The organism is Eubacterium pyruvativorans (assembly GCF_900102225.1).
Lineage (GTDB): Bacteria > Bacillota > Clostridia > Peptostreptococcales > Anaerovoracaceae > Aminicella > Aminicella pyruvativorans.
On record NZ_FNBF01000005.1, the window covers coordinates 68,002 to 87,166 of the forward strand.

The 19,165-nt window shown below is 55.3% G+C and carries 14 protein-coding genes; 12 read left to right on the plus strand and 2 right to left on the minus strand.

From position 1 onward, the window contains the following. The first annotated feature begins 65 nt into the window (after positions 1-65). The 12 genes from BLQ24_RS03115 (at position 66) to BLQ24_RS03170 (ending at position 16,629) form a co-directional block, all read left to right on the plus strand. Positions 66-2,186 carry a polyribonucleotide nucleotidyltransferase gene (locus BLQ24_RS03115; protein ID WP_090162571.1) on the plus strand — a complete coding sequence of 707 codons (2,121 nt, stop codon included), beginning with the start codon at positions 66-68 and terminating at the stop codon, positions 2,184-2,186. Between the two features lie 262 nt (positions 2,187-2,448). Then, a complete protein-coding gene (gene ileS, locus BLQ24_RS03120; RefSeq protein ID WP_090162573.1) occupies positions 2,449-5,574 on the plus strand; it encodes an isoleucine--tRNA ligase in 3,126 nt (1,041 codons plus the stop codon). A 115-nt stretch (positions 5,575-5,689) separates the two neighbouring features. Beyond that, on the plus strand, positions 5,690-6,724 hold the full coding sequence (rlmN, locus tag BLQ24_RS03125; protein WP_090162576.1) for a dual-specificity RNA methyltransferase RlmN: 1,035 nt from the start codon (positions 5,690-5,692) through the stop codon (positions 6,722-6,724). 125 nt (positions 6,725-6,849) lie between these two features. After that, positions 6,850-7,275 carry a P-loop NTPase family protein gene (locus tag BLQ24_RS03130; protein ID WP_090162578.1) on the plus strand — a complete coding sequence of 142 codons (426 nt, stop codon included), beginning with the start codon at positions 6,850-6,852 and terminating at the stop codon, positions 7,273-7,275. Positions 7,276-7,347: 72 nt separating this feature from the next. Further along, positions 7,348-7,983 carry an NUDIX hydrolase gene (locus BLQ24_RS03135; RefSeq protein ID WP_090162581.1) on the plus strand — a complete coding sequence of 212 codons (636 nt, stop codon included), beginning with the start codon at positions 7,348-7,350 and terminating at the stop codon, positions 7,981-7,983. A gap of 15 nt (positions 7,984-7,998) precedes the next feature. Then, positions 7,999-9,513: a DNA methyltransferase gene (locus BLQ24_RS03140; RefSeq protein WP_090162582.1), complete on the plus strand. Its 1,515-nt coding sequence runs from the start codon at positions 7,999-8,001 to the stop codon at positions 9,511-9,513. Between the two features lie 149 nt (positions 9,514-9,662). After that, entirely contained in the window at positions 9,663-10,592 is a 930-nt protein-coding gene (argC, locus tag BLQ24_RS03145; RefSeq protein WP_207644938.1) for an N-acetyl-gamma-glutamyl-phosphate reductase, read from the plus strand. Positions 10,593-10,594: 2 nt separating this feature from the next. Next, entirely contained in the window at positions 10,595-11,818 is a 1,224-nt protein-coding gene (argJ, locus tag BLQ24_RS03150) for a bifunctional glutamate N-acetyltransferase/amino-acid acetyltransferase ArgJ (protein ID WP_090162585.1), read from the plus strand. Positions 11,819-11,833: 15 nt separating this feature from the next. Next, positions 11,834-12,730 (plus strand): acetylglutamate kinase, encoded by an 897-nt coding sequence (gene argB / locus BLQ24_RS03155; protein WP_090162587.1) that lies wholly within the window; start codon positions 11,834-11,836, stop codon positions 12,728-12,730. 180 nt (positions 12,731-12,910) lie between these two features. Then, on the plus strand, positions 12,911-14,128 hold the full coding sequence (locus tag BLQ24_RS03160; RefSeq protein ID WP_090162589.1) for an acetate/propionate family kinase: 1,218 nt from the start codon (positions 12,911-12,913) through the stop codon (positions 14,126-14,128). A 210-nt stretch (positions 14,129-14,338) separates the two neighbouring features. Next, entirely contained in the window at positions 14,339-15,880 is a 1,542-nt protein-coding gene (locus BLQ24_RS03165) for a sodium/glutamate symporter (protein ID WP_143004237.1), read from the plus strand. Further along, complete coding sequence (locus BLQ24_RS03170) at positions 15,877-16,629, plus strand: exodeoxyribonuclease III (protein ID WP_090162591.1); 753 nt, start codon at positions 15,877-15,879, stop codon at positions 16,627-16,629. Before BLQ24_RS03165 ends, BLQ24_RS03170 begins: the two co-directional genes overlap by 4 nt. 716 nt (positions 16,630-17,345) lie before the next feature. Here the strand turns inward: BLQ24_RS03170 and ribH are convergent. Both ribH and BLQ24_RS03180 read right to left on the minus strand, forming a co-directional pair. Beyond that, on the minus strand, positions 17,346-17,810 hold the full coding sequence (ribH, locus tag BLQ24_RS03175) for a 6,7-dimethyl-8-ribityllumazine synthase (RefSeq protein WP_090162593.1): 465 nt from the start codon (positions 17,808-17,810) through the stop codon (positions 17,346-17,348). Between the two features lie 110 nt (positions 17,811-17,920). Then, on the minus strand, positions 17,921-19,135 hold the full coding sequence (locus tag BLQ24_RS03180; RefSeq protein ID WP_090162657.1) for a bifunctional 3,4-dihydroxy-2-butanone-4-phosphate synthase/GTP cyclohydrolase II: 1,215 nt from the start codon (positions 19,133-19,135) through the stop codon (positions 17,921-17,923). Positions 19,136-19,165 lie beyond the last annotated feature (30 nt).

Here is a 19,165-nt window from a genome sequence, read left to right on the forward strand (position 1 = left end):
ACTGGCAGGTACCGGACAGTTTGTTATAAGGAAGTTAATTAACAGGAAGGAGTTGTTAATTAGAAATGGCGAGATTTACAGATTACCGCACATTCAAGATGGCACTGGGCGGCAGACTTCTCCAGCTGGAGATCGGCAAGTACGCAGAACAGGCAAACGGTGCAGTGATGGTGAGATACGGCGATTCTGCCGTGCTGGTCACCGCCTGCGCATCCAAGGAGCCGCGGCCGGATGCGGATTTCCTGCCGCTGAGCTGTGATTATGAAGAGAAGATGTATGCTGCCGGAAAGATTCCGGGAGGCTTCATCCGGAGAGAGGGAAGACCGGGGGAGAAGGGAACACTGTCTGCGAGACTGATGGACAGACCGCTTCGTCCGCTGTTCCCGAAGGGATATTATCATGACATTGAAGTGATTGCGACGGTCATGTCCGTGGATCTGGACTGTGAAACCGATATCATGGCGATGATCGGTTCCTCCGTTGCACTGGCGATTTCCGATATTCCGTGGGACGGCCCGACGGGATCCGTCCGTGTGGGCAGAGTAAACGGGGAGTTCGTTCTGAATCCGACACTGGAACAGCGGGAAGCATCGGATCTGAACCTGACTGTTGCGGGTTCTGAGAATGCGATCATGATGGTGGAAGCCGGTGCGGACGAAGTGCCGGAGGACGTGATTCTGGATGCGATTTTCTTCGCCCATGAAGAGATCCGGAAACTGGTTGCCTTCATCAACGAGATCGTTGCGGAAGTGGGCAAGGAAAAGCAGCAGCCGGATCTGGCCACGGTACCGGAAGAGATCGATGCGGCGGTCCGTGCATTTGCAACAGATAAGATGAAGGATGCGATCCGGAACACAGATAAGCTGACCCGGCTGGATGCCATGGACGCTGTGGAAGTGGAGACCCAGGAGCATTTCGCTGAAGAATATCCGGACAACGAGAAGGATATCGCATCGGTTCTGTATGACATCACGAAGGAGAGAGTCAGATCTTTGATCCTGGATGACGGCATCCGCCCGGACGACCGGAAGACAGACGAGATCCGTCCGGTATGGTGTGAAACCGGTGTGCTGCCGAGAGTTCACGGCACCGGCCTGTTCAAGCGGGGACAGACACAGGTGCTGTCTTCTGCCACACTGGCACCGCTCAGCGAGGCGCAGCGGATCGACGGCCTGACCGAGCAGACGGAGAAGCGTTACATGCACCACTATAACTTCCCGGGCTACTGCACCGGAGAAGCGAAGAAGCCGAGAAGCGCCGGCAGAAGAGAAATCGGCCACGGCGCCCTGGCAGAGAGAGCGCTGCTGCCGGTGATTCCGTCTCCGGAAGAATTCCCGTATGCGATTCGTGTCGTGTCGGAGGTACTGTCCTCCAACGGGTCATCCTCCATGGCCTCCACCTGTGGTTCCTGTCTGGCACTGATGGATGCAGGTGTTCCGATCAAGCGTCCGGTTTCCGGTATCGCAATGGGTCTGATCACGAGAACGGAAGAGGACGGATCCACGAAGATGGCGATTCTCAGCGACATCCAGGGCATGGAAGACTTCCTGGGCGATATGGACTTCAAGGTTACAGGAACAACGGAAGGTGTCACAGCGCTGCAGCTGGACACGAAGATCCACGGGCTGTCCAGAGAGGTGCTGTCCCAGGCACTGAAGCAGGCGCATGAGGGAAGAATGCATATCCTGAATATCATGCTGGAGGAAATTCCGGAGCCGCGTCAGGAACTGTCCAAGTGGGCACCGAGATGTATTTCCATGCGCATCGATCCGGATAAGGTTCGGATTGTCATCGGGCCGGGAGGAAAGACGATTAACAAGATCGTGGACGAGACCGGCGTGAAGATCGATATCTCCGAGGATGATCCGGGGCTGGTGACCATTTACAGTGAAAACGGTGATTCCGCAGCGGAAGCCCGCCGCCAGATCGAACTTCTGACGAAGGATGTGGAAGTGGGTGAAGTTTACGAAGGCACCGTGAAGCGGATCATGCCGTTCGGCGCATTCATTGAAATCCTCCCGGGCAAGGAAGGACTGCTGCACATCTCCAAGATGGAGAATTACCGTGTGGAAAAGGTGGAAGATGTGATGAACATCGGTGATACCGTGAAGGTGAAGGTGGTTGAAATCGACAACCAGAACCGCATCAACCTCTCCCGCAAGGAGCTGCTGAAGAAGCACCGTTAGTTCTGCGGGAAAAACAGAAGAATATTCATGACGGAGTGCGGAGCTGTCCGTCCGGGGGAATAAACGCCGGGCGGCCGGCCCCTTTTTTGTGGGCAAAAGTGCGGAATCTTGACACGGAATGTGGGGCGGCGCTATAATGTCAAAGACGATTTTTTGTTCGTCGATGGCAATCAAACCTGGAGGGATACATCAGAACGGACGTCCAGGTGATTTTTTGTCATAAAGCACAGAGAACACTTTTGACAAGAAAGGATCAGTTAAGATGTTTGAGAAACTATCAGACAAGCCTGTTGCCGAGGTACAGAAGGCACAGGTCAAGGAATGGAAAGACAATGATCTGCTGACGGAATGTGCGAAAGCACGGGAAGGCAGACCGGAGTTCATTTTCTTCGAGGGACCGCCGACAGCGAACGGCAAGCCGGGCATTCACCATGTGATGTCCCGTACACTGAAGGATTCCATCAACCGCTATAAGCGGATGAAGGGCTTCAAGGTCACAGCCCGGGCCGGCTGGGATACCCACGGACTTCCGGTGGAGATCCAGGTGGAGAAGGACCTGGGCATGAGCGGAAAGCAGGACATTGAGAAATACGGAATCAAGGAATTCAATCAGAAGTGCCGGGAATCGGTATTCACCTTCACGAATATGTGGAGAGATATGAGTGAACGTTCCGGCTATCTGGCGGACATGGATCACCCGTACATCACCCTGGACAACAATTATATTGAGTCTGTCTGGTGGGTCATCGACCAGTTCTTCCAGAAGGATATGATCTATGAAGGTCACAAGGTCCAGCCGTACTGCCCGCGCTGCGGAACCGGACTTGCTTCCCACGAGGTCGCTCAGGGATATAAGGCAGTGAAGGTCAACACATTGACTGTGAAGTTCAAGAGAGCGGACCGGGATAATGAATATTTCCTGGCATGGACGACGACCGCCTGGACCCTGGCTGCGAACGAAGCCCTGACCGTGGGTCCGGACTACACCTATATCCGGGCGAAGATGCTGGAAGGGGATGAAGCCGGAAACGTCTTCATTCTGGCGAAGGATCTGGCAGACCAGAATCTGGGAGAAGGCAAGTACGAGATCCTGGAAGAAATGAAGGGATCTGAGCTGGAAGGGATCAAGTATGAGAAACTGATGCCTTGGAATGAAGTGGAAGATGACCAGGCGTTCTTCGTCACCTGCATGGACTATGTCAGCGTGGAAGACGGTACGGGAATTGTTCACTCTGCCCCGGCATTCGGTGAAGACGACTATAACTGCGGCATGAAGTACGGCCTGCCGGTTTATGAACCGGTGGACGAGAGAGGCCGCTACACCACGACGCCGTGGAAGGGCCGCTTCATCATGGAAGACGGGCTGGATGTGGAAATCATCAAGTGGCTGTCGAAGGAGAAGAAGCTCTTCAAGAAAGTGAAGATCGAGCATGATTATCCGCATTGCTGGCGCTGCGGCACGCCGCTGGTTTACTATGCGAAGCCGGGCTGGTACATCCGCATGAGTGATCTCCGGGATGAACTGGTTGCCAACAACAAGACCGTGAACTGGTTCCCGCCGTTTGTGGGAGAAGGCCGGTTCGGCAACTGGCTGGCGGATGTGAGAGACTGGAATATTTCCCGTCAGAGATACTGGGGAACGCCGATTCCGATCTGGCGCTGTGAATGCGGTCACCTGGAGTGCGTCGGTTCGAAGAAGGAACTGGCGGAGAAGGCCGTGGAGACGGTGGATCCGGAGACGGTGGAGCTGCACCGTCCGTATGTGGATGACATTCATCTCACTTGCCCGGAGTGCGGCAAGGTTATGACCCGGATTCCGGAAGTCATGGACTGCTGGTTCGATTCCGGTTCCATGCCGTATGCCCAGTGGCACTACCCGTTTGAGAACAAGGAAGCGTTCGAGAAGAACTTCCCGGCCGACTTCATCTGCGAGGGGATCGACCAGACCAGAGGCTGGTTCTATTCCCTGATGGCCATCAGCACCTTCCTGTTCCACAGAGCGCCGTACAAGAACGTGCTGGTAACCGACCTGATTCTGGACAAGAACGGAAAGAAGATGTCCAAGTCCAAGGGGAATACGGTCAATCCGTTCGAAATCTTTGATACATACGGAGCAGACGCAGCCCGCTGGTACATGCTGAGTGTTTCCCCGGCCTGGACGCCGACGAAGTTCGATGAGGACGGACTGAAGGAAACCAACAACAAGTTCTTCGGAACGCTGCGGAACGTATACAACTTCTTCGTGCTCTATGCGAATATGGATCACGTGGATATGGCAGGGATCGAAAGTGATCCGAAGAGCCGTCCGGAGCTGGACCGCTGGATTCTGTCCAAGTACAACCGTCTGGTGAAGGATGTCACGGATTACATGGATCACTATGACCACATGAAGACCGTGAGAGCGGTGCAGGACTTCGTCATTGACGATCTGTCCAACTGGTACATCCGCCGGGCCCGCCGCCGTTTCTACGGAAATGAGATGACGGAGGACAAGAAGGCGGTGTACGCTACCACCTATGAGGTACTGGAAGGTCTGACGAGAATGATCGCACCGATCGCCCCGTTCCTGTCCGACGAAATGTACAAGAAGCTGGTGGATCCGGAGAAGTCGGTTCACACGGCATTCTTCCCGGAGGCAGATGAATCTCTGATCGACGAACACGTGGAAGAGAGAATGGATCTGGTGAAGCAGATCGCCACACTGGGCCGCGGCATCCGTGAAGAGGAAGGTATCAAGGTCCGTCAGCCGCTGTCTGAAATTCTGGTGGACGGCAAGTACAAGGCGCTGATCTCCGATCTGACGCCGCTGATCATGGAAGAGCTGAATGTGAAGAATGTGGTGTTCGCCGAGGATCTGACCACCTACATGAATTACGTTCTGAAGCCGAACTTCCGGGCAGCCGGTCCGGTCCTCGGAAAGAAGATCAAGGCGTTTGGCAAGGCCCTGGCCGCCGAGGATCCGATGACATTCCTGAACGGACTGGAACGGAACGGTTCTGCGAAACTGGTGCTGGAGGGAGAAGAAACCGAGATCACGAAGGAACTGGTGGACGTTCAGATCAATGCCAAGGAAGGATTCTCTGTGGCGATGGAAGGCGGCGTGTTCGCTATTCTGGACACGGAGATCACTCCGGAACTGGAAGTGGAAGGTCTGGCGAGAGAGCTGGTATCCAAGGTACAGCAGATGAGAAAGTCCAATGACTACGAGATGATGGATCATATCCGCATCTTCCTGGACGCAGACCCGGCGGTTCTCCATGCTGTGGAGGAATACAGGGATTATATTCAGACCGAAACACTGGCGGATGCTGTGGAAGAGCAGAAAGATGCCGGCGAAAAGGTCAGTCTGAATGGTCACGAGACCGGTCTGATGATTCAGCGCGTGTAGGCAGAGACAGCCTGCGTCTGAACGAAGGTTTTTTTGAAAGAATATCCGATGAATTATTTGTCCGGCGTCTCCTGCGGGAGGCGCCGGCGGCAATTCGGAAAGCAGCGGTGAGGAAATGACAGAACTCAGAAACCTGACAAGGAAAGAAATGGAAGAATTCGCAAAGGAACTGGGGCAGCCGGCTTTCCGCGGCCGTCAGCTTTTCGGCTGGATCTATAAGGGAAGGACAGACTTCCGGGAGATGACGAACCTCCCGGAAGTTTTCATTCGTTCACTGGAGGAAAACGCCCGGGCAGACTGCCTGAAGACCCTGCGCCGGCAGTGTTCGAAAATGGACGGAACACAGAAGTTTCTGTTCGGTCTTCCCGACGGAAATGCCGTGGAAAGTGTTTTCATGAAATACAAGTACGGCAATTCGGTCTGTGTATCTTCCCAGGCGGGCTGCCGGATGCACTGTTCATTCTGTGCCTCGGGCATCAACGGACTGGTCCGGAATCTGACGGCGGGAGAAATGATCTCCCAGGTGCTGGACATCGTCCGGGAGACAGGAGAGCCGGTGAACCATGTGGTGATCATGGGCACCGGGGAGCCTTTCGACAACTACGAAAATGTGGCGAAGTTCCTCCGTCTTCTGAACGAGAAGGACGGGTTTAATCTGGGAATGCGGAACATCACAGTGTCCACCTGCGGTGTGGTACCGGGAATCCGGCGGTTTGCCGAAGAGTTTCCCCAGGTGAATCTGGCGATTTCGCTGCACGCCCCGAATGATGAACTGCGCAGCCGGCTGATGCCGGTGAATCAGCGCTGGCATATGGACGAACTGCTGGCGGAATGCCAGCGGTATACGGAGAAAACAAGCCGGCGGATTACGTTCGAATATTCCCTGATCCGGGGCGTGAATGACCGGGAGAAGGATGCGGCGGAGCTGGCCGGACGCCTGCGGGGCATGCTTTGTCATGTCAATCTCATTCCGCTGAATGAGGTGACGGAGACCGGATATCTCACCGCCGGAAGGCCCAGGGCTCTGGAATTCATGAAGATGCTGGAAGAACGGGGCATTACCGCCACGGTCCGGCGGCAGCTGGGGGCGGACATCGACGGCGCCTGCGGACAGCTTCGGCTGAATGCGGCCCGGGAACAGCAGAAATAAGAAACAGGGGCGGAAGCCGGTTTACAGCTCCGCTTCACGGGAAAAAATACAAGAGGAATACGTTGAACCCCTTAGGGGCATAGTGTATAATATTCTTAATCTTAGAACAACAGGAGGGATGAAATATGGTTAAAGTATTAGTAGGTCACAAGGGTTCCGGAAAGACGAAGATGATGATCGATTTAGCCAACCAGCAGGTCGAGAAAGCATCTGGCAGCGTGATTTTCATTAACAAGAATTCCAGACTGACGACGGATCTGAACTACAGAATCAGAGTTGTCTGCATGGAAGAGTACGCACAGATCACCGACAGTGACGAATACATCGGCTTTATCTACGGCATCATCAGTTCGGACCACGACATTGAGACCATCTATATCGACAGCATCCTGAAATTCAGCAATTTCTCCCTGGGTGACCTCCCGAAGTTCCTTGAGAGACTGGACGGGATCTCGAAAGTGCACGGCATGGACTTCGTCGTCAGCCTGTCTGCCGATCCGGAAGAAATGATCGGCGTGGACTTCAGCAAGTACGAAGTTCTGAACCAGTAATCCGAGAGGATAGATCATTCATGAGAGGGCTTCTGCGCCCTCTTTTTCTTTTTCCAGGAAGAATGGAGGACTATGAATATCACGAGTGAAGCAGTTCATGTTACTTTCGAGCAGCATACGCCGGAACCGATCGGGGATCACCGGATTTTTGCGGTATTGGTGCCTTTCGTGGAGCGGGGCGGGGAACTGTATCTGCTGTATGAGACAAGGTCCCGGAAGATGAAGACCCAGCCGGGGGAGACCTGTTTCCCCGGCGGTCATGTGGAGCCGGGGGAGGAGCCGGTGGACTGCGCCGTCCGGGAGACCTGTGAGGAGATCGGCATTCATCCGGGGCAGGTTCATGTGGCAGGGCCGGCGGACTATCTGATCGGGAAGGCGGACTTCACCCTCTTTCCTTTCGTTGCCACGGTGGATCCGGATGCGGTGGAGCATATGACGCTGCAGCGGGACGAGGTGGACGAGGTGTTTCTGGTGAAGGTCAGTGATCTGGCGAAGGTGAAACCGGAAGTCTATATCGAACGGATGAAAGCGGTGATTCCAGAAGACTTCCCGTATGAACGGGTGGGGATTTCGGAGAACTACCGCTGGCGGATCGGTCAGAACAAGGTGCTGGTGTACGAGGTGAACGGACGGATCATCTGGGGCATGACGGCCATGATCACGAATCAGGTTCTGGCGGAGATGGGACTGACAGATCGGGTGAAATAAAGCAGGTGAGATGAGATGGGCGTACTGAAAGATCTGGAGCAGGTCATTGGCAGGGCAGGGGCTGAGCGGTCCCTGGTGAAACCGGGGCATTACCGGCGGGTGATGTGCCTGGAGAGTGGTTCCCGGCAGAATGCGTCCCGGCGGGAGGCGCTTCGTCAGGCTGATCTTCCTCCCCAGGATGCATCCGGGCAGGCTGCCGAAGGGGAGATCCGGTTCGAGAATACTCTCTGTCTGGGAGATAATCTGAAGCTGATGAAGGGACTGCTGGAAGGTACGGAGGCTGCCGAAGGAGGCCGGTCCCTTCGGGGGAAAATCCAGATGATCTATATTGACCCGCCGTTTTTTTCGAAATCCGACTATGATGCGGTGCTCTCCGTACAGGGGAAGAACATCCGTCACAAGGCCTATCAAGACCGGTGGAAAGCCGGCATGTACGGCTATCTGCGGCAGCTGACGGCCCGGCTTCTCTGCATGAAGGACCTGCTGGCGGAGGACGGACTGATCTTCCTGCATCTGGACTGGCACGCAGTGCATTATGCGAAGATCATCATGGATGAAATTTTCGGTGAAAAGAATTTCGTCAACGAAATCATCTGGACCTATAAGTCCGGTGGCTCCACGAAGAAGCGGTTCGCCAGAAAGCATGACAATATTCTGGTATACGGGAAGAGCGGAAAATACAAGTTCCGGGCGCTGCAGGAGAAATCCTACAACCGGGGACTGAAGCCCTATCGTTTCAAGGGTGTGGAAGAATTCGAGGACGAAATCGGCTGGTATACGATGGTGAACATGAAGGACGTGTGGGCCATCGACATGGTGGGACGAACCTCCGGGGAGCGGACCGGATACGCTACCCAGAAGCCGGAGCAGCTGATCCGCCGGATCATACAGTGCTCCACAGAGGAAGGGGACCTGGTGGCGGATTTCTTCTGCGGCAGCGGCACCCTCCCCCGGGTGGCTCTGGAAACAGGCCGCCGGTTCATTGCCTGCGATGCGGAGGAGCTGGCCATTGAGAGCACCCTGGGGCGGCTCCATGAAGGAATGGAAGAAATGGGAGAAGATGCGCCGTCCCTTTCGGTTCTTTCGGAGTCGGAGCCGGGATGGGAATCGGAAGGGAAACTTCCTCCTTTCGACTGTGAGGTGGAAGTTACGGAGGGTGAGCGAACCCTGCTGGAGGATCCGCCGATTCAGATCCGTATTCTGTCTGTGAAGGAAAGGCGGCTTCAGTCCCGGATGGATCAGGGGGATGCCGGGTTCATCCGGGAAATGAGCCGGAAGGACCCGTTGGCCCTGGTTCGTTCCTGGAGCATTGACTTTCAGTTTGACGGAACAGTGTTCCGCCCCGGGGTCATGGCGGTCAGGAAGGGCAGCGGACTGGAGACGGTCTTCCGGCTTCGTCATCTCCCGGAAAACAGCCGCATCATGATGCGGGTGACGGATGTACTGGGCCATGTAGTGTACCGGGATCTGACAAAACAAATCCGGCAGGCGACCGGAATGCCGGTAAAAAAAGAACAGATGGATGTATAAATATGCGGTTTTTCGGATTTATTTCGAAAAACCGCTTGTTTTCTTTTCAACGCTGTAGTATGATAAACCCATTGATGAAAGTATATGCGAAATAGTGGAAAATAATTCATAAGGCTGCGGCAGCATGCCGGCGGGAAGGGAGTTCTATCGTGGGATACAAGGTTTTCATAGACGGCGGTCACGGAACCACCGGACTGAAGATTCATGAGAGACTCGATCAGCGGGACGATATCGAGATCCTCCGGATCGATGAGGCACATCGGAAAGATCTGGATGCCAGAATTGAAATGACGAAGCAGGCGGACATTTCGATCCTCTGTCTGCCGGATGCGGCTTCCCAGGAACTTGCCCAGGCGGCGCCTCCGGATGTGCGGCTGATCGACACGTCCACCGCCCACCGTACGAATCCGGACTGGGTGTACGGCATGCCGGAGCTTGCTCCGGGGCAGCGGGAGAAAATCCGAAATGCCGCCCGGGTGGCCAATCCGGGCTGTCATGCCACCGGATTTATCCTGCTGGTCCGTCCGCTGGTGGATGCGGGAATTCTGCCTCCGGATTATCCGCTGGATGCATTCTGTATCACGGGATATTCCGGCGGCGGGAAGAAGATGATTCAGAACCATGAGAAGGCGGACCGGGAAGCATACCTGTCCAGCCCCGGCCAGTACGGTCTGACCCAGAAGCACAAGCATCTGCCGGAGATGGTCATGATGACGGGAATCTCCCGGGCGCCGGCATTCAGCCCGATTGTGGGAGACTTCTACAGCGGCATGGTGATGACCGTGCCTCTTCATACCGGGATGCTCCACGGGAGTCCCGGCCCGGAGGAGATCCGTCAGGTGTACCGGGAGCGGTACGGCGGAGAGAAACTGATCCGGGTCATGGACAAGGATCCGGAGGACGGGTTTATTCACAGTAACGTCATGGCGGGATCCGATGAATTCCAGATTTTCGTCACAGGAAATGACGAGCGGGTGCTCCTTCTGTCCCGGTTCGATAATCTGGGAAAGGGTGCGTCGGGCCAGGCCGTGCAGAACATGAACATTATGCTGGGAATTGAGGAAACGAAAGGGGTATAGAAATGGAAAAAATTCAGACAGTGACCGGCGGCGTAACCGCAGCGAAGGGATTCCGGGCGGCAGGCGGATTCGCCGGGATCGGAAAGAATGCCGGCAAGGGGGACATTGCCCTGATCGTCAGTGATGTGCCGGGCAGTGCGGCGGCAGTTTATACAAAAAATAAAGTGAAGGCGGCCCACATCGCCGTCACGAAGGATCATATTCAGGACGGCATCGGGCAGGCCGTCATCTGCAACAGCGGCAATGCAAATACCTGCACGGCCAACGGGGTGGAAATCGCCGAAAAGGAATGTGCGCTGGCGGGCAAACTGACCGGCATCGATCCGAAGAACGTGTTCCCGGCCGCCACCGGCGTGATCGGCGTTCCGCTCACTTTCGAACCGTTTGAGAAGGCGATTCCTAAGCTGGTGGAGAATCTGTCGGAGGACGGATCTTCTGCAGCCGGAAAGGCGATTCTGACCACAGATACCTACAAGAAGGAATATGCCGTTCAGTTCACCATTGACGGAAAGACCGTGACGCTGGGAGGCATCGCCAAGGGAAGCGGCATGATTCACATTAATATGGGCACCATGCTCTGCTTTCTGACCACCGACCTGGCCATTTCCCATGAGATGCTGCAGAAGGCGCTGTCGGAGGAAATTATCGACAGCTTCAATCAGGTCAGTGTGGACGGCGACACGTCCACCAATGACACCGTCTCCATCATCGCCAATGGCCTGGCGGGAAATCCGGAAATCACAGAAGAAGGTCCGGACTATGACCTGTTCTGCGAGGCACTGCATCAGGTCAGTGTATACATGTCGAAGAAGATCGCCGGGGACGGAGAAGGCTGCACGAAGCTGCTGGAGGCCCATGTCACCGGGGCGCCGGAGAAGGAAACCGCCCGTCTGGTGGCGAAAAGTGTGATCTGCTCCAGCCTCTTCAAGGCAGCGGTCTTCGCCGCCGACGCCAACTGGGGCCGCATCCTCTGTGCGATCGGGTATACCCCGGCAGATTTTGACGCCTCCGACATCACGGTGAGCATTACGTCGAAGAAGGGCACAGTCCTGGTCTGCGAGCATTCCGCAGCGGTGGCCTTCGACGAGGACCTGGCGGCGAATGTCATGGGAGAAGAAGCAGTGACCGTGGAAATCGACCTGCACGACGGAGACCAGGAGGCGTACGGCTGGGGCTGTGACCTCACCTACGACTATGTGAAAATTAACGGATCATACCGTTCATAGGGAGGAGCAGACCAAATGACAGACAGAGAGAAAGATCAGGAAAAAGCACAGATCCTGATCGAGGCGCTCCCGTATATTCAGCGCTTCAACGGAAACACGGTGGTCGTGAAGTACGGCGGCAGCGCAATGAAGGATGAAGATCTGAAAATGCATGTGATCGAGGATGTGGCCCTTCTGAAGCTGGTGGGCATGCGGCCGATCATCGTGCACGGCGGCGGAAAAGAGATCAGCCGCTGGGTGAAAAAATCCGGTATCGTTCCGGAATTTTACAACGGCCTCCGCATCACAGACCGGGAGACACTGGAAGTGGCGGAGATGGTGCTGGGAAAAGTAAATACCGACCTGGTTTCTCTGGTTCAGCAGCTGGGCGTTAACGCCATGGGCATCAGCGGCATGGACGGAGATCTGCTGAAGGTCAGGAAAGTGATGCCGGACGGACAGGACATCGGTTTTGTCGGCGAAGTCACCCGGGTGAATCCGGACATTCTCTGGAAACTTCTGGACGATGACTTCGTTCCGGTGATCTTTCCCATCGGATCTGATAAAGAGGGAAACGCATATAATATCAACGGAGATCATGCAGCGGCGGCCATTGCCCAGGCTATCCATGCAGACAAGCTGATCTACCTCACAGATACCCGGGGGGTTTACCGGGACCCGTCGGATCCGGACACACTGATTTCGGAGCTGGACGAGGACGAGGCGCTGCGCCTGATCGACGAGGGCGTCGTGCAGGGCGGCATGATTCCGAAAATCCGAAACTGCATCGACTCCATCCGAAACGGCGTGCGCCGGGTGCATATCCTGGACGGCAGCGCAGAACATTCGATTCTGCTGGAGATATTCACGGACCGGGGCGTGGGCACCGCCATTATGGAACGGGAGCAGCAGCGCTACTACCGGGGGGCGTAGAAGGACAAAAAGCGAGCAGGAGGGCGTTCCTTCTGCTCTTTTTCTGTTTCCGCCGGGTATTCTCTTGAAAGGGAAAATGTAATGGAATATAATGATAAAGTATGTGAGATCCGCCGGGACCCGCCCGGGGGATTTCGAGAGAATGACTAATGTATCAGAAATGATGAAGGAGATTTTCAGATGAAAGTATTGGTAATCAACTGCGGAAGCTCCTCCCTGAAGTACCAGGTTCTGGATATGGAAGGTGAGCAGCTGCTGGCGAAGGGCCTTGTGGAGAGAATCGGCATGGACGGTTCCGTAATTACACATACGAAGGTCGGCGCTGACGAGAAGTGGAAGAATGTCACACCGATGCCGACACACAAGGAAGCGATCGCCCAGGTTCTGGGTGCCATCGTGGACCCGGAGCACGGTGTACTGAAGAGCATGGACGAGCTGGATGCGGTAGGCCACAGAGTCGTACATGCCGGTGAGCACTACTCCCACTCTGTAGTGATCGATGATGCGGTTCTGAAGGTACTGGACGAATGCTCCGCCCTTGCGCCGCTGCACAACCCACCAAACATTCTGGGAATCAGAGCCTGCCAGGAACTGATGCCGAACACACCGATGGTAGCGGTTTTCGATACAGCGTTCCATCAGACAATGCCGGCAGAATCCTATATTTACGCTCTGCCGTATGACTACTACACGAAGTACGGTGTCAGAAGATACGGCTTCCACGGCACATCCCACAAGTATGTTGCACACAGAGCAGCAGAGATGCTGGGCCTGCCGGAATCCCAGCTGAAGCTGATCACCTGCCACCTGGGCAACGGTGCATCTATTACAGCGATCAAGAACGGCAAGGTTGTGGACACTTCCATGGGCTTCACTCCGCTGGAAGGTCTGGTCATGGGAACCCGCTGCGGCGATATCGACCCGTCCATCATGACGTATGTGGCGGAGAAGGAAGGCCTCTCCAATGAAGAGGTGAACGATGTCATGAACAAGCAGTCCGGTGTACTGGGTATTTCCGGTATTTCCTCCGACTTCAGAGACCTGGAAGCGGCGGCAGAGGACGGCAACGAGAGAGCACAGCTGGCCATGAAGGTATTCGCTCACAAGGTTCGTGCGTTCATCGGTTCCTACATCGCAGAAATGAACGGTGTGGATGCGATCATCTTCACTGCCGGTGTGGGTGAAAATGACATGGGCATGAGAGACATCATCTGCGACAACCTGGACAACCTGGGCATCCACCTGGATCTGATCAGAAACAGAACGAGAGGAAAGGAAGCGGTTATCTCCGCAGACGATTCCAAGGTGAAGATCCTGCTGATCCCGACGAACGAAGAGCTGATGATCGCCAGAGATACTGTCTGGAAGGTCAACGAGCTGAAGAACAGCAAGCACTAATTTCCGGCGGAGTCATTCCGGGCGGAAACGGATATCGGGCGGAACAGTCCGGCCTCCCGCGCCATCGGGTGCGGGGGCCGGACTGTTTTTCGTTTTTTGAGTGCTCTGATGTGGTATAATACTAAAAATGCGTCTCTCCCGCAGTGCCTGCGGGCTCCGGGCGGGAGGCTTCTGATAACAGAAATTACGATAACAGAAAAAGGAGATCGAATGAGTGTAATGACAGCAGTGGCCTGGATCGGCGTCATGTTTCTGGCGGCGATTGTGATCCGGTGGAAGGTGCGTTTTCTCGGCAGCATGCTGGTGCCGTCCTGCCTGATTGCGGGGATCATCGGGTTCATCTTCATGAACACGACGGGACTGGAAGGAACGAAGGCTGCGGATTACGGGCTGATTTCCGGGCAGCTCTACACATTTCTTTTTATCAACCTGGGACTCACCCTGCCGGAGAAGAAGCCCGGACCCGAAAGACTGCCGGGGGCAGGGAACCCGGATGCAGGGAACAGTGCAGGGAAATCCGCTCACGCCGGGGATGCTTATTCTTCCGGCGGGGCTGCATCCGCCGGGGATGCCCAATCTTCCGGAGGACTGCGGAAGCGGATTCGCAGGGGAATGCTCTCCGGGATTCTTGGCATGGGATCCTTCTGGGCCATGGCCTATGCGTTCCAGGCACTGATCGGCTTCGGAATTCTGACCGTCATCGGCGGCATCTGGCATATGGACCGGGCCTACGGACTCATGATTCCGTTCGGATTCGCCCAGGGACCGGGACAGGCTGTCACCTACGGCTCTGTCATCGAGAAGGCAGGCTGGAATGACGCTGTGCAGGTTGCCATGATGTTTGCCGCCGTCGGATTCATCGTGGCATTTCTGCTGGGCGTGCCTTTCGCCCGGAAGGGGATCCGCCGGGGCATTGCGGAGGCTCATGTGGAGCTGAGCGACAGCCTGATTCGCGGCTTCTTCGAACCGGAAAAGCAGGAATCCTACGGAAAAGTCACCTCCTACGGCGGCAATCTGGATGTGATGACCCTGCATATCGCGCTGGTGGGGCTTTCCTGGATCCTGGGCATCCAGATCGGAAAACTCTGGGGACTGATTCCGGGATATTTCGGACAACTGTTCTCCCAGCTGCTGTTTTTCAACGGCATGCTGGCGGCGTATGCCGTCCGCTGGGTGCTGACCCGCATGGGGTTCACGAAGTTCATGGACCGGGGTACCCAGGTCCGCATCACCAACGCATCCACGGATCTGATGGTGGCGGCGACGTTTTTCGCCATCGATCTGAACATTGTGGGAAAGTGGGTGGTGCCGATCCTGATCATCTGTGCTGCTACGGCCTGTGTGACATGGGTCCTGATCCGTTACTTCGGCGCCCGGTTCGGGGGATCCAACGATTTCGAACGCACACTGGGAGAGTGGGGCACAGTCACAGGGACGAACGCCACGGGGCTTTCCCTGGTCCGGATCGCTGACCCGGACAATGAGACCACCACTGCAGCGGAGCTGGGACCGGCGAACATTGTGAATGTGCCGGCATCCTATATCGTTGCTCCTGCCATCTGCGCATTCTGTGCAGGCAGCATGAAAACCGGCGTTCTTCTGGCTTCTCTGCTGGGCGTCATCGGAGGCTATCTGGTATTCATGCGGCTCACCGGCGTCTGGGGCAAGAAGACCTATGATGTGCGTACCGGATGGAAGAGGGGTGCCGGAACGAAAGACACGAAAGAACAACAGGGAGGCGAAACAGAATGAAACTGATTTCCTGGAATGTGAACGGGCTCAGAGCCTGTCTGAAAAAAGGATTCGAAGATACCGTGAAGGGACTGGGCGCAGATTTCGTCTGCATTCAGGAGACGAAGATGCAGCCGGGACAGGCGGAGGTGGATCTTCCGGAATTTCCGCTGCAGTACTTCTGCAGCGCAGAGAAAAAAGGCTATTCCGGCACGGCTGTCTTCACAGCCCGGGAGCCGCTGGACGTGCAGTACAACTTCGGGACGCACACCGATGAGGGAAGAGGAATCTTCCTGGAATATGAGGATTTCTACCTGGTGAATGTCTACGTTCCGAACGCCCAGCCGGGGCTGAAGCGGATCGATTACCGCATGCAGTGGGAGGATGATCTCAGAGCGCACCTGAAAAAATTGGACCGCAAAAAACCGGTAATCCTCTGCGGCGATATGAATGTGGCCCATGAAGAGATCGACCTGAAAAACCCGAAATCCAACCGCGGCAATGCCGGATTTTCCGATCAGGAACGGGGCAAGATGACAGAGCTTCTGGGCGCCGGATTCACGGATACCTTCCGCTATCTGTATCCGGACCTTACCGGCGTCTACAGCTGGTGGTCCTACCGGTTCAACGCCCGGAAAAACAATGCCGGGTGGCGCATCGACTATTTCCTGGTGAGCGACCGGCTGCGGGACCGGATCCGGGAGGCGAAGATTCACACTGATATCATGGGAAGCGACCATTGCCCGGTGGAGCTGGATATTGATCTGTAGCAGTGGGAGCCGCTGCACGAATGACATGTCGTTTCGATGCGGCGGCTTCGTTTGATATCGGGGAATGTGGCGCAGACTGTACAATGCGGATTGCACAGTGCGGTAAATTGTATACAACTCATGATTTCCCATATTAATGCATGGGTACAGGTGGCTTATTGTATACGAACCATGATTGTATATTGATGAAAGGTGCGAATTTGCCCATTTTCCTCGATTCCGCACCTTTTACGTACTTAACTGGGTGCGGAAATAAAAAAAGAACCCGATTAAATAATTACCAGCCTGGACGAGGGTGCGGAATGAGGCAATATGCTTTTTTCGCACCTTTCGGAGGCGGAATTATATGCTGACTATGGAGTAAATATTCAGTAGTGCAGAAAATGTGGACATAGAGTTGCAATCTGGCGGGGGAATGTTCGCAGTAAAGAGAATATTTTTTTATGTTCTTGTATGACCATGCATTAGCAGAAAACTATCTATGATTATTTAATTCCAGCCCGAATTAGCAAGGTGCGAAAAATGAGATTTTCTTTGTTCCGCACCTATGCGTTTTTGACCTGATGATCTGCTGTCTGAAAACGGCGGGAGGCAGGTGCGAAATTCGATTTTTTTCGAAAATCGCACCTGCCCGGCTGCATTTCCGTTGTCCGAACGAACCATCGCACCTGCCCGGCTGCATTTCCGTTGCCCGAACGAACCATCGCACCGCCCAGCTACAGCTGCCCCATGACGTTGATCATCTCAATGGCGCCCAGGGCGCAGTCGTATCCTTTGTTTCCTGCCTTGGTGCCGGCCCGCTCGATGGCCTGTTCGATGGAGTCGGTGGTCAGTACGCCGAACATGACCGGCATCTGATACTTCAGGCTGATCTGGGCGATTCCCTTGGAGGCCTCCGCACAGACGTAGTCGAAATGAGGCGTCTGGCCCCGGATCACGGCGCCCAGGCAGATCACAGCGTCGTAACGGCCGGATGCCGCCATCTTCTCTGCGGCAACCGGGATTTCGAAGGCGCCCGGCACCAGGGCAAGGTCGATGTTCTCCGATTTCACGTCGTGACGGAGCAGACCGTCTTCCGCACCGTCGATGAGGCGCTGAACGATGAAATGATTGAAACGGGCGGCGACAATGCCGATGCGGACATTTTCTTTTGCGACGACTTTTCCTTCAATTCTGTTCATGACGATTTCGTTCCTTTCCTTTCTGATCAAAATAATCAGCTATACTTTGTCTGTAATGATCCAGCTCTATTTAGTCTGTAATGGTCCGGCTGTGTTCCGCCTGCATTGGTTTAGTAATTCAGCAGGTGGCCCATCTTCTCCTGTTTGGTTTTCAGATAAAACAGGTCCACCGGATTCGCCGGCATCTGGATCGGCACCCGCTCCTCAATTTCCAGGCCGTATTCCTTCAGCTCGTACACCTTCTGGGGGTTGTTGGTCAGAAGGCGCATGGTGTGAATCCCCAGATCCTTCAGAATCTGGGCCCCGGTGTAGTATTCCCGGGCATCCCCCGGGAAGCCCAGGGCCAGATTTGCTTCCAGCGTGTCCATGCCCTGGTCCTGGAGGGTGTAGGCTTTCAGCTTGTTTACCAGGCCGATGCCTCTTCCTTCCTGCCGCATGTACAGCAGAACCCCCCGGCCTTCTTTGTCGATCTGCCGGAGAGCGGACTGAAGCTGCTGGCCGCAGTCGCAGCGCAGGGAACCGAAGGCATCTCCGGTCAGGCATTCAGAGTGAACCCGGACCAGAATGTCCTTTCCGTCACCGATTTCTCCCTTGATCAGTGCAATATGGTGCTCCCCCGTGATCTTGTTGATATAAACCGTTGATTTGAAATCTCCGAAACGGGTCGGCAGCTTCGCTGTAGTAACCCGCTCCACTAATTTCTCGTATTTCTTCCGGTATTCCAGCAGCTGCTTGATGGAAATAAACGTCAGATCATATTTCATGGACAGTTCGGCCAGCTCCGGTGTGCGCATCATGGTGCCGTCCTCCCGCATGATTTCGCAGCAGATGCCTACCGGTTCCATCCCCGCCAGCCGGAGCAGATCCACCGTGGCCTCTGTGTGGCCGTTCCGAACGAATACCCCCTGGTCCTTTGCCAGCAGCGGGAACATATGACCCGGCGCCCGGAAATCGCTGCGTTTACTGCTCGGATCCGCCGCCATTCTGGCTGTGTACCCTCTCTCCACCGCCGAAATACCTGTTGTGGTGTCCACGTGGTCGATGCTGACCGTGAAAGCTGTCTCGTGGTTGTCCTCGTTATCGCTGACCATCTGGGGCAGTTTCAGGCGACGCACGGCCTCGATTCCCATCGGCATACAGATCAGTCCCTTGGCGTGACTGGCAATAAAATTAATATTCTCCGTGGTGGCGAACTGACCGGCACAGATCATATCTCCCTCGTTCTCCCGGTCCGGATCGTCGGTACAGATGATAATTTTCCCGTCCTTCAGATCCTGAATAGCCTGCTCCACCGTGCCGAACCGGAACCCCTCCGGCAGCTGCATCTTCTCCTCCGGTTCCTGCTTTCTGTATAC

Bases quoted from the DNA above. Each gene is read 5' to 3' on its own strand.
- BLQ24_RS03115 (WP_090162571.1), top strand. From the start codon at position 66: ATGGCGAGATTTACAGATTACCGCACATTCAAGATGGCACTGGGCGGC.
- ileS (WP_090162573.1), top strand. From the start codon at position 2,449: ATGTTTGAGAAACTATCAGACAAGCCTGTTGCCGAGGTACAGAAGGCA.
- rlmN (WP_090162576.1), top strand. From the start codon at position 5,690: ATGACAGAACTCAGAAACCTGACAAGGAAAGAAATGGAAGAATTCGCA.
- BLQ24_RS03130 (WP_090162578.1), top strand. From the start codon at position 6,850: ATGGTTAAAGTATTAGTAGGTCACAAGGGTTCCGGAAAGACGAAGATG.
- BLQ24_RS03135 (WP_090162581.1), top strand. From the start codon at position 7,348: ATGAATATCACGAGTGAAGCAGTTCATGTTACTTTCGAGCAGCATACG.
- BLQ24_RS03140 (WP_090162582.1), top strand. From the start codon at position 7,999: ATGGGCGTACTGAAAGATCTGGAGCAGGTCATTGGCAGGGCAGGGGCT.
- argJ (WP_090162585.1), top strand. From the start codon at position 10,595: ATGGAAAAAATTCAGACAGTGACCGGCGGCGTAACCGCAGCGAAGGGA.
- argB (WP_090162587.1), top strand. From the start codon at position 11,834: ATGACAGACAGAGAGAAAGATCAGGAAAAAGCACAGATCCTGATCGAG.
- BLQ24_RS03160 (WP_090162589.1), top strand. From the start codon at position 12,911: ATGAAAGTATTGGTAATCAACTGCGGAAGCTCCTCCCTGAAGTACCAG.
- BLQ24_RS03165 (WP_143004237.1), top strand. From the start codon at position 14,339: ATGAGTGTAATGACAGCAGTGGCCTGGATCGGCGTCATGTTTCTGGCG.
- BLQ24_RS03170 (WP_090162591.1), top strand. From the start codon at position 15,877: ATGAAACTGATTTCCTGGAATGTGAACGGGCTCAGAGCCTGTCTGAAA.
- ribH (WP_090162593.1), bottom strand. From the start codon at position 17,810: ATGAACAGAATTGAAGGAAAAGTCGTCGCAAAAGAAAATGTCCGCATC.
- BLQ24_RS03180 (WP_090162657.1), bottom strand. From the start codon at position 19,135: ATGCAGCTGCCGGAGGGGTTCCGGTTCGGCACGGTGGAGCAGGCTATT.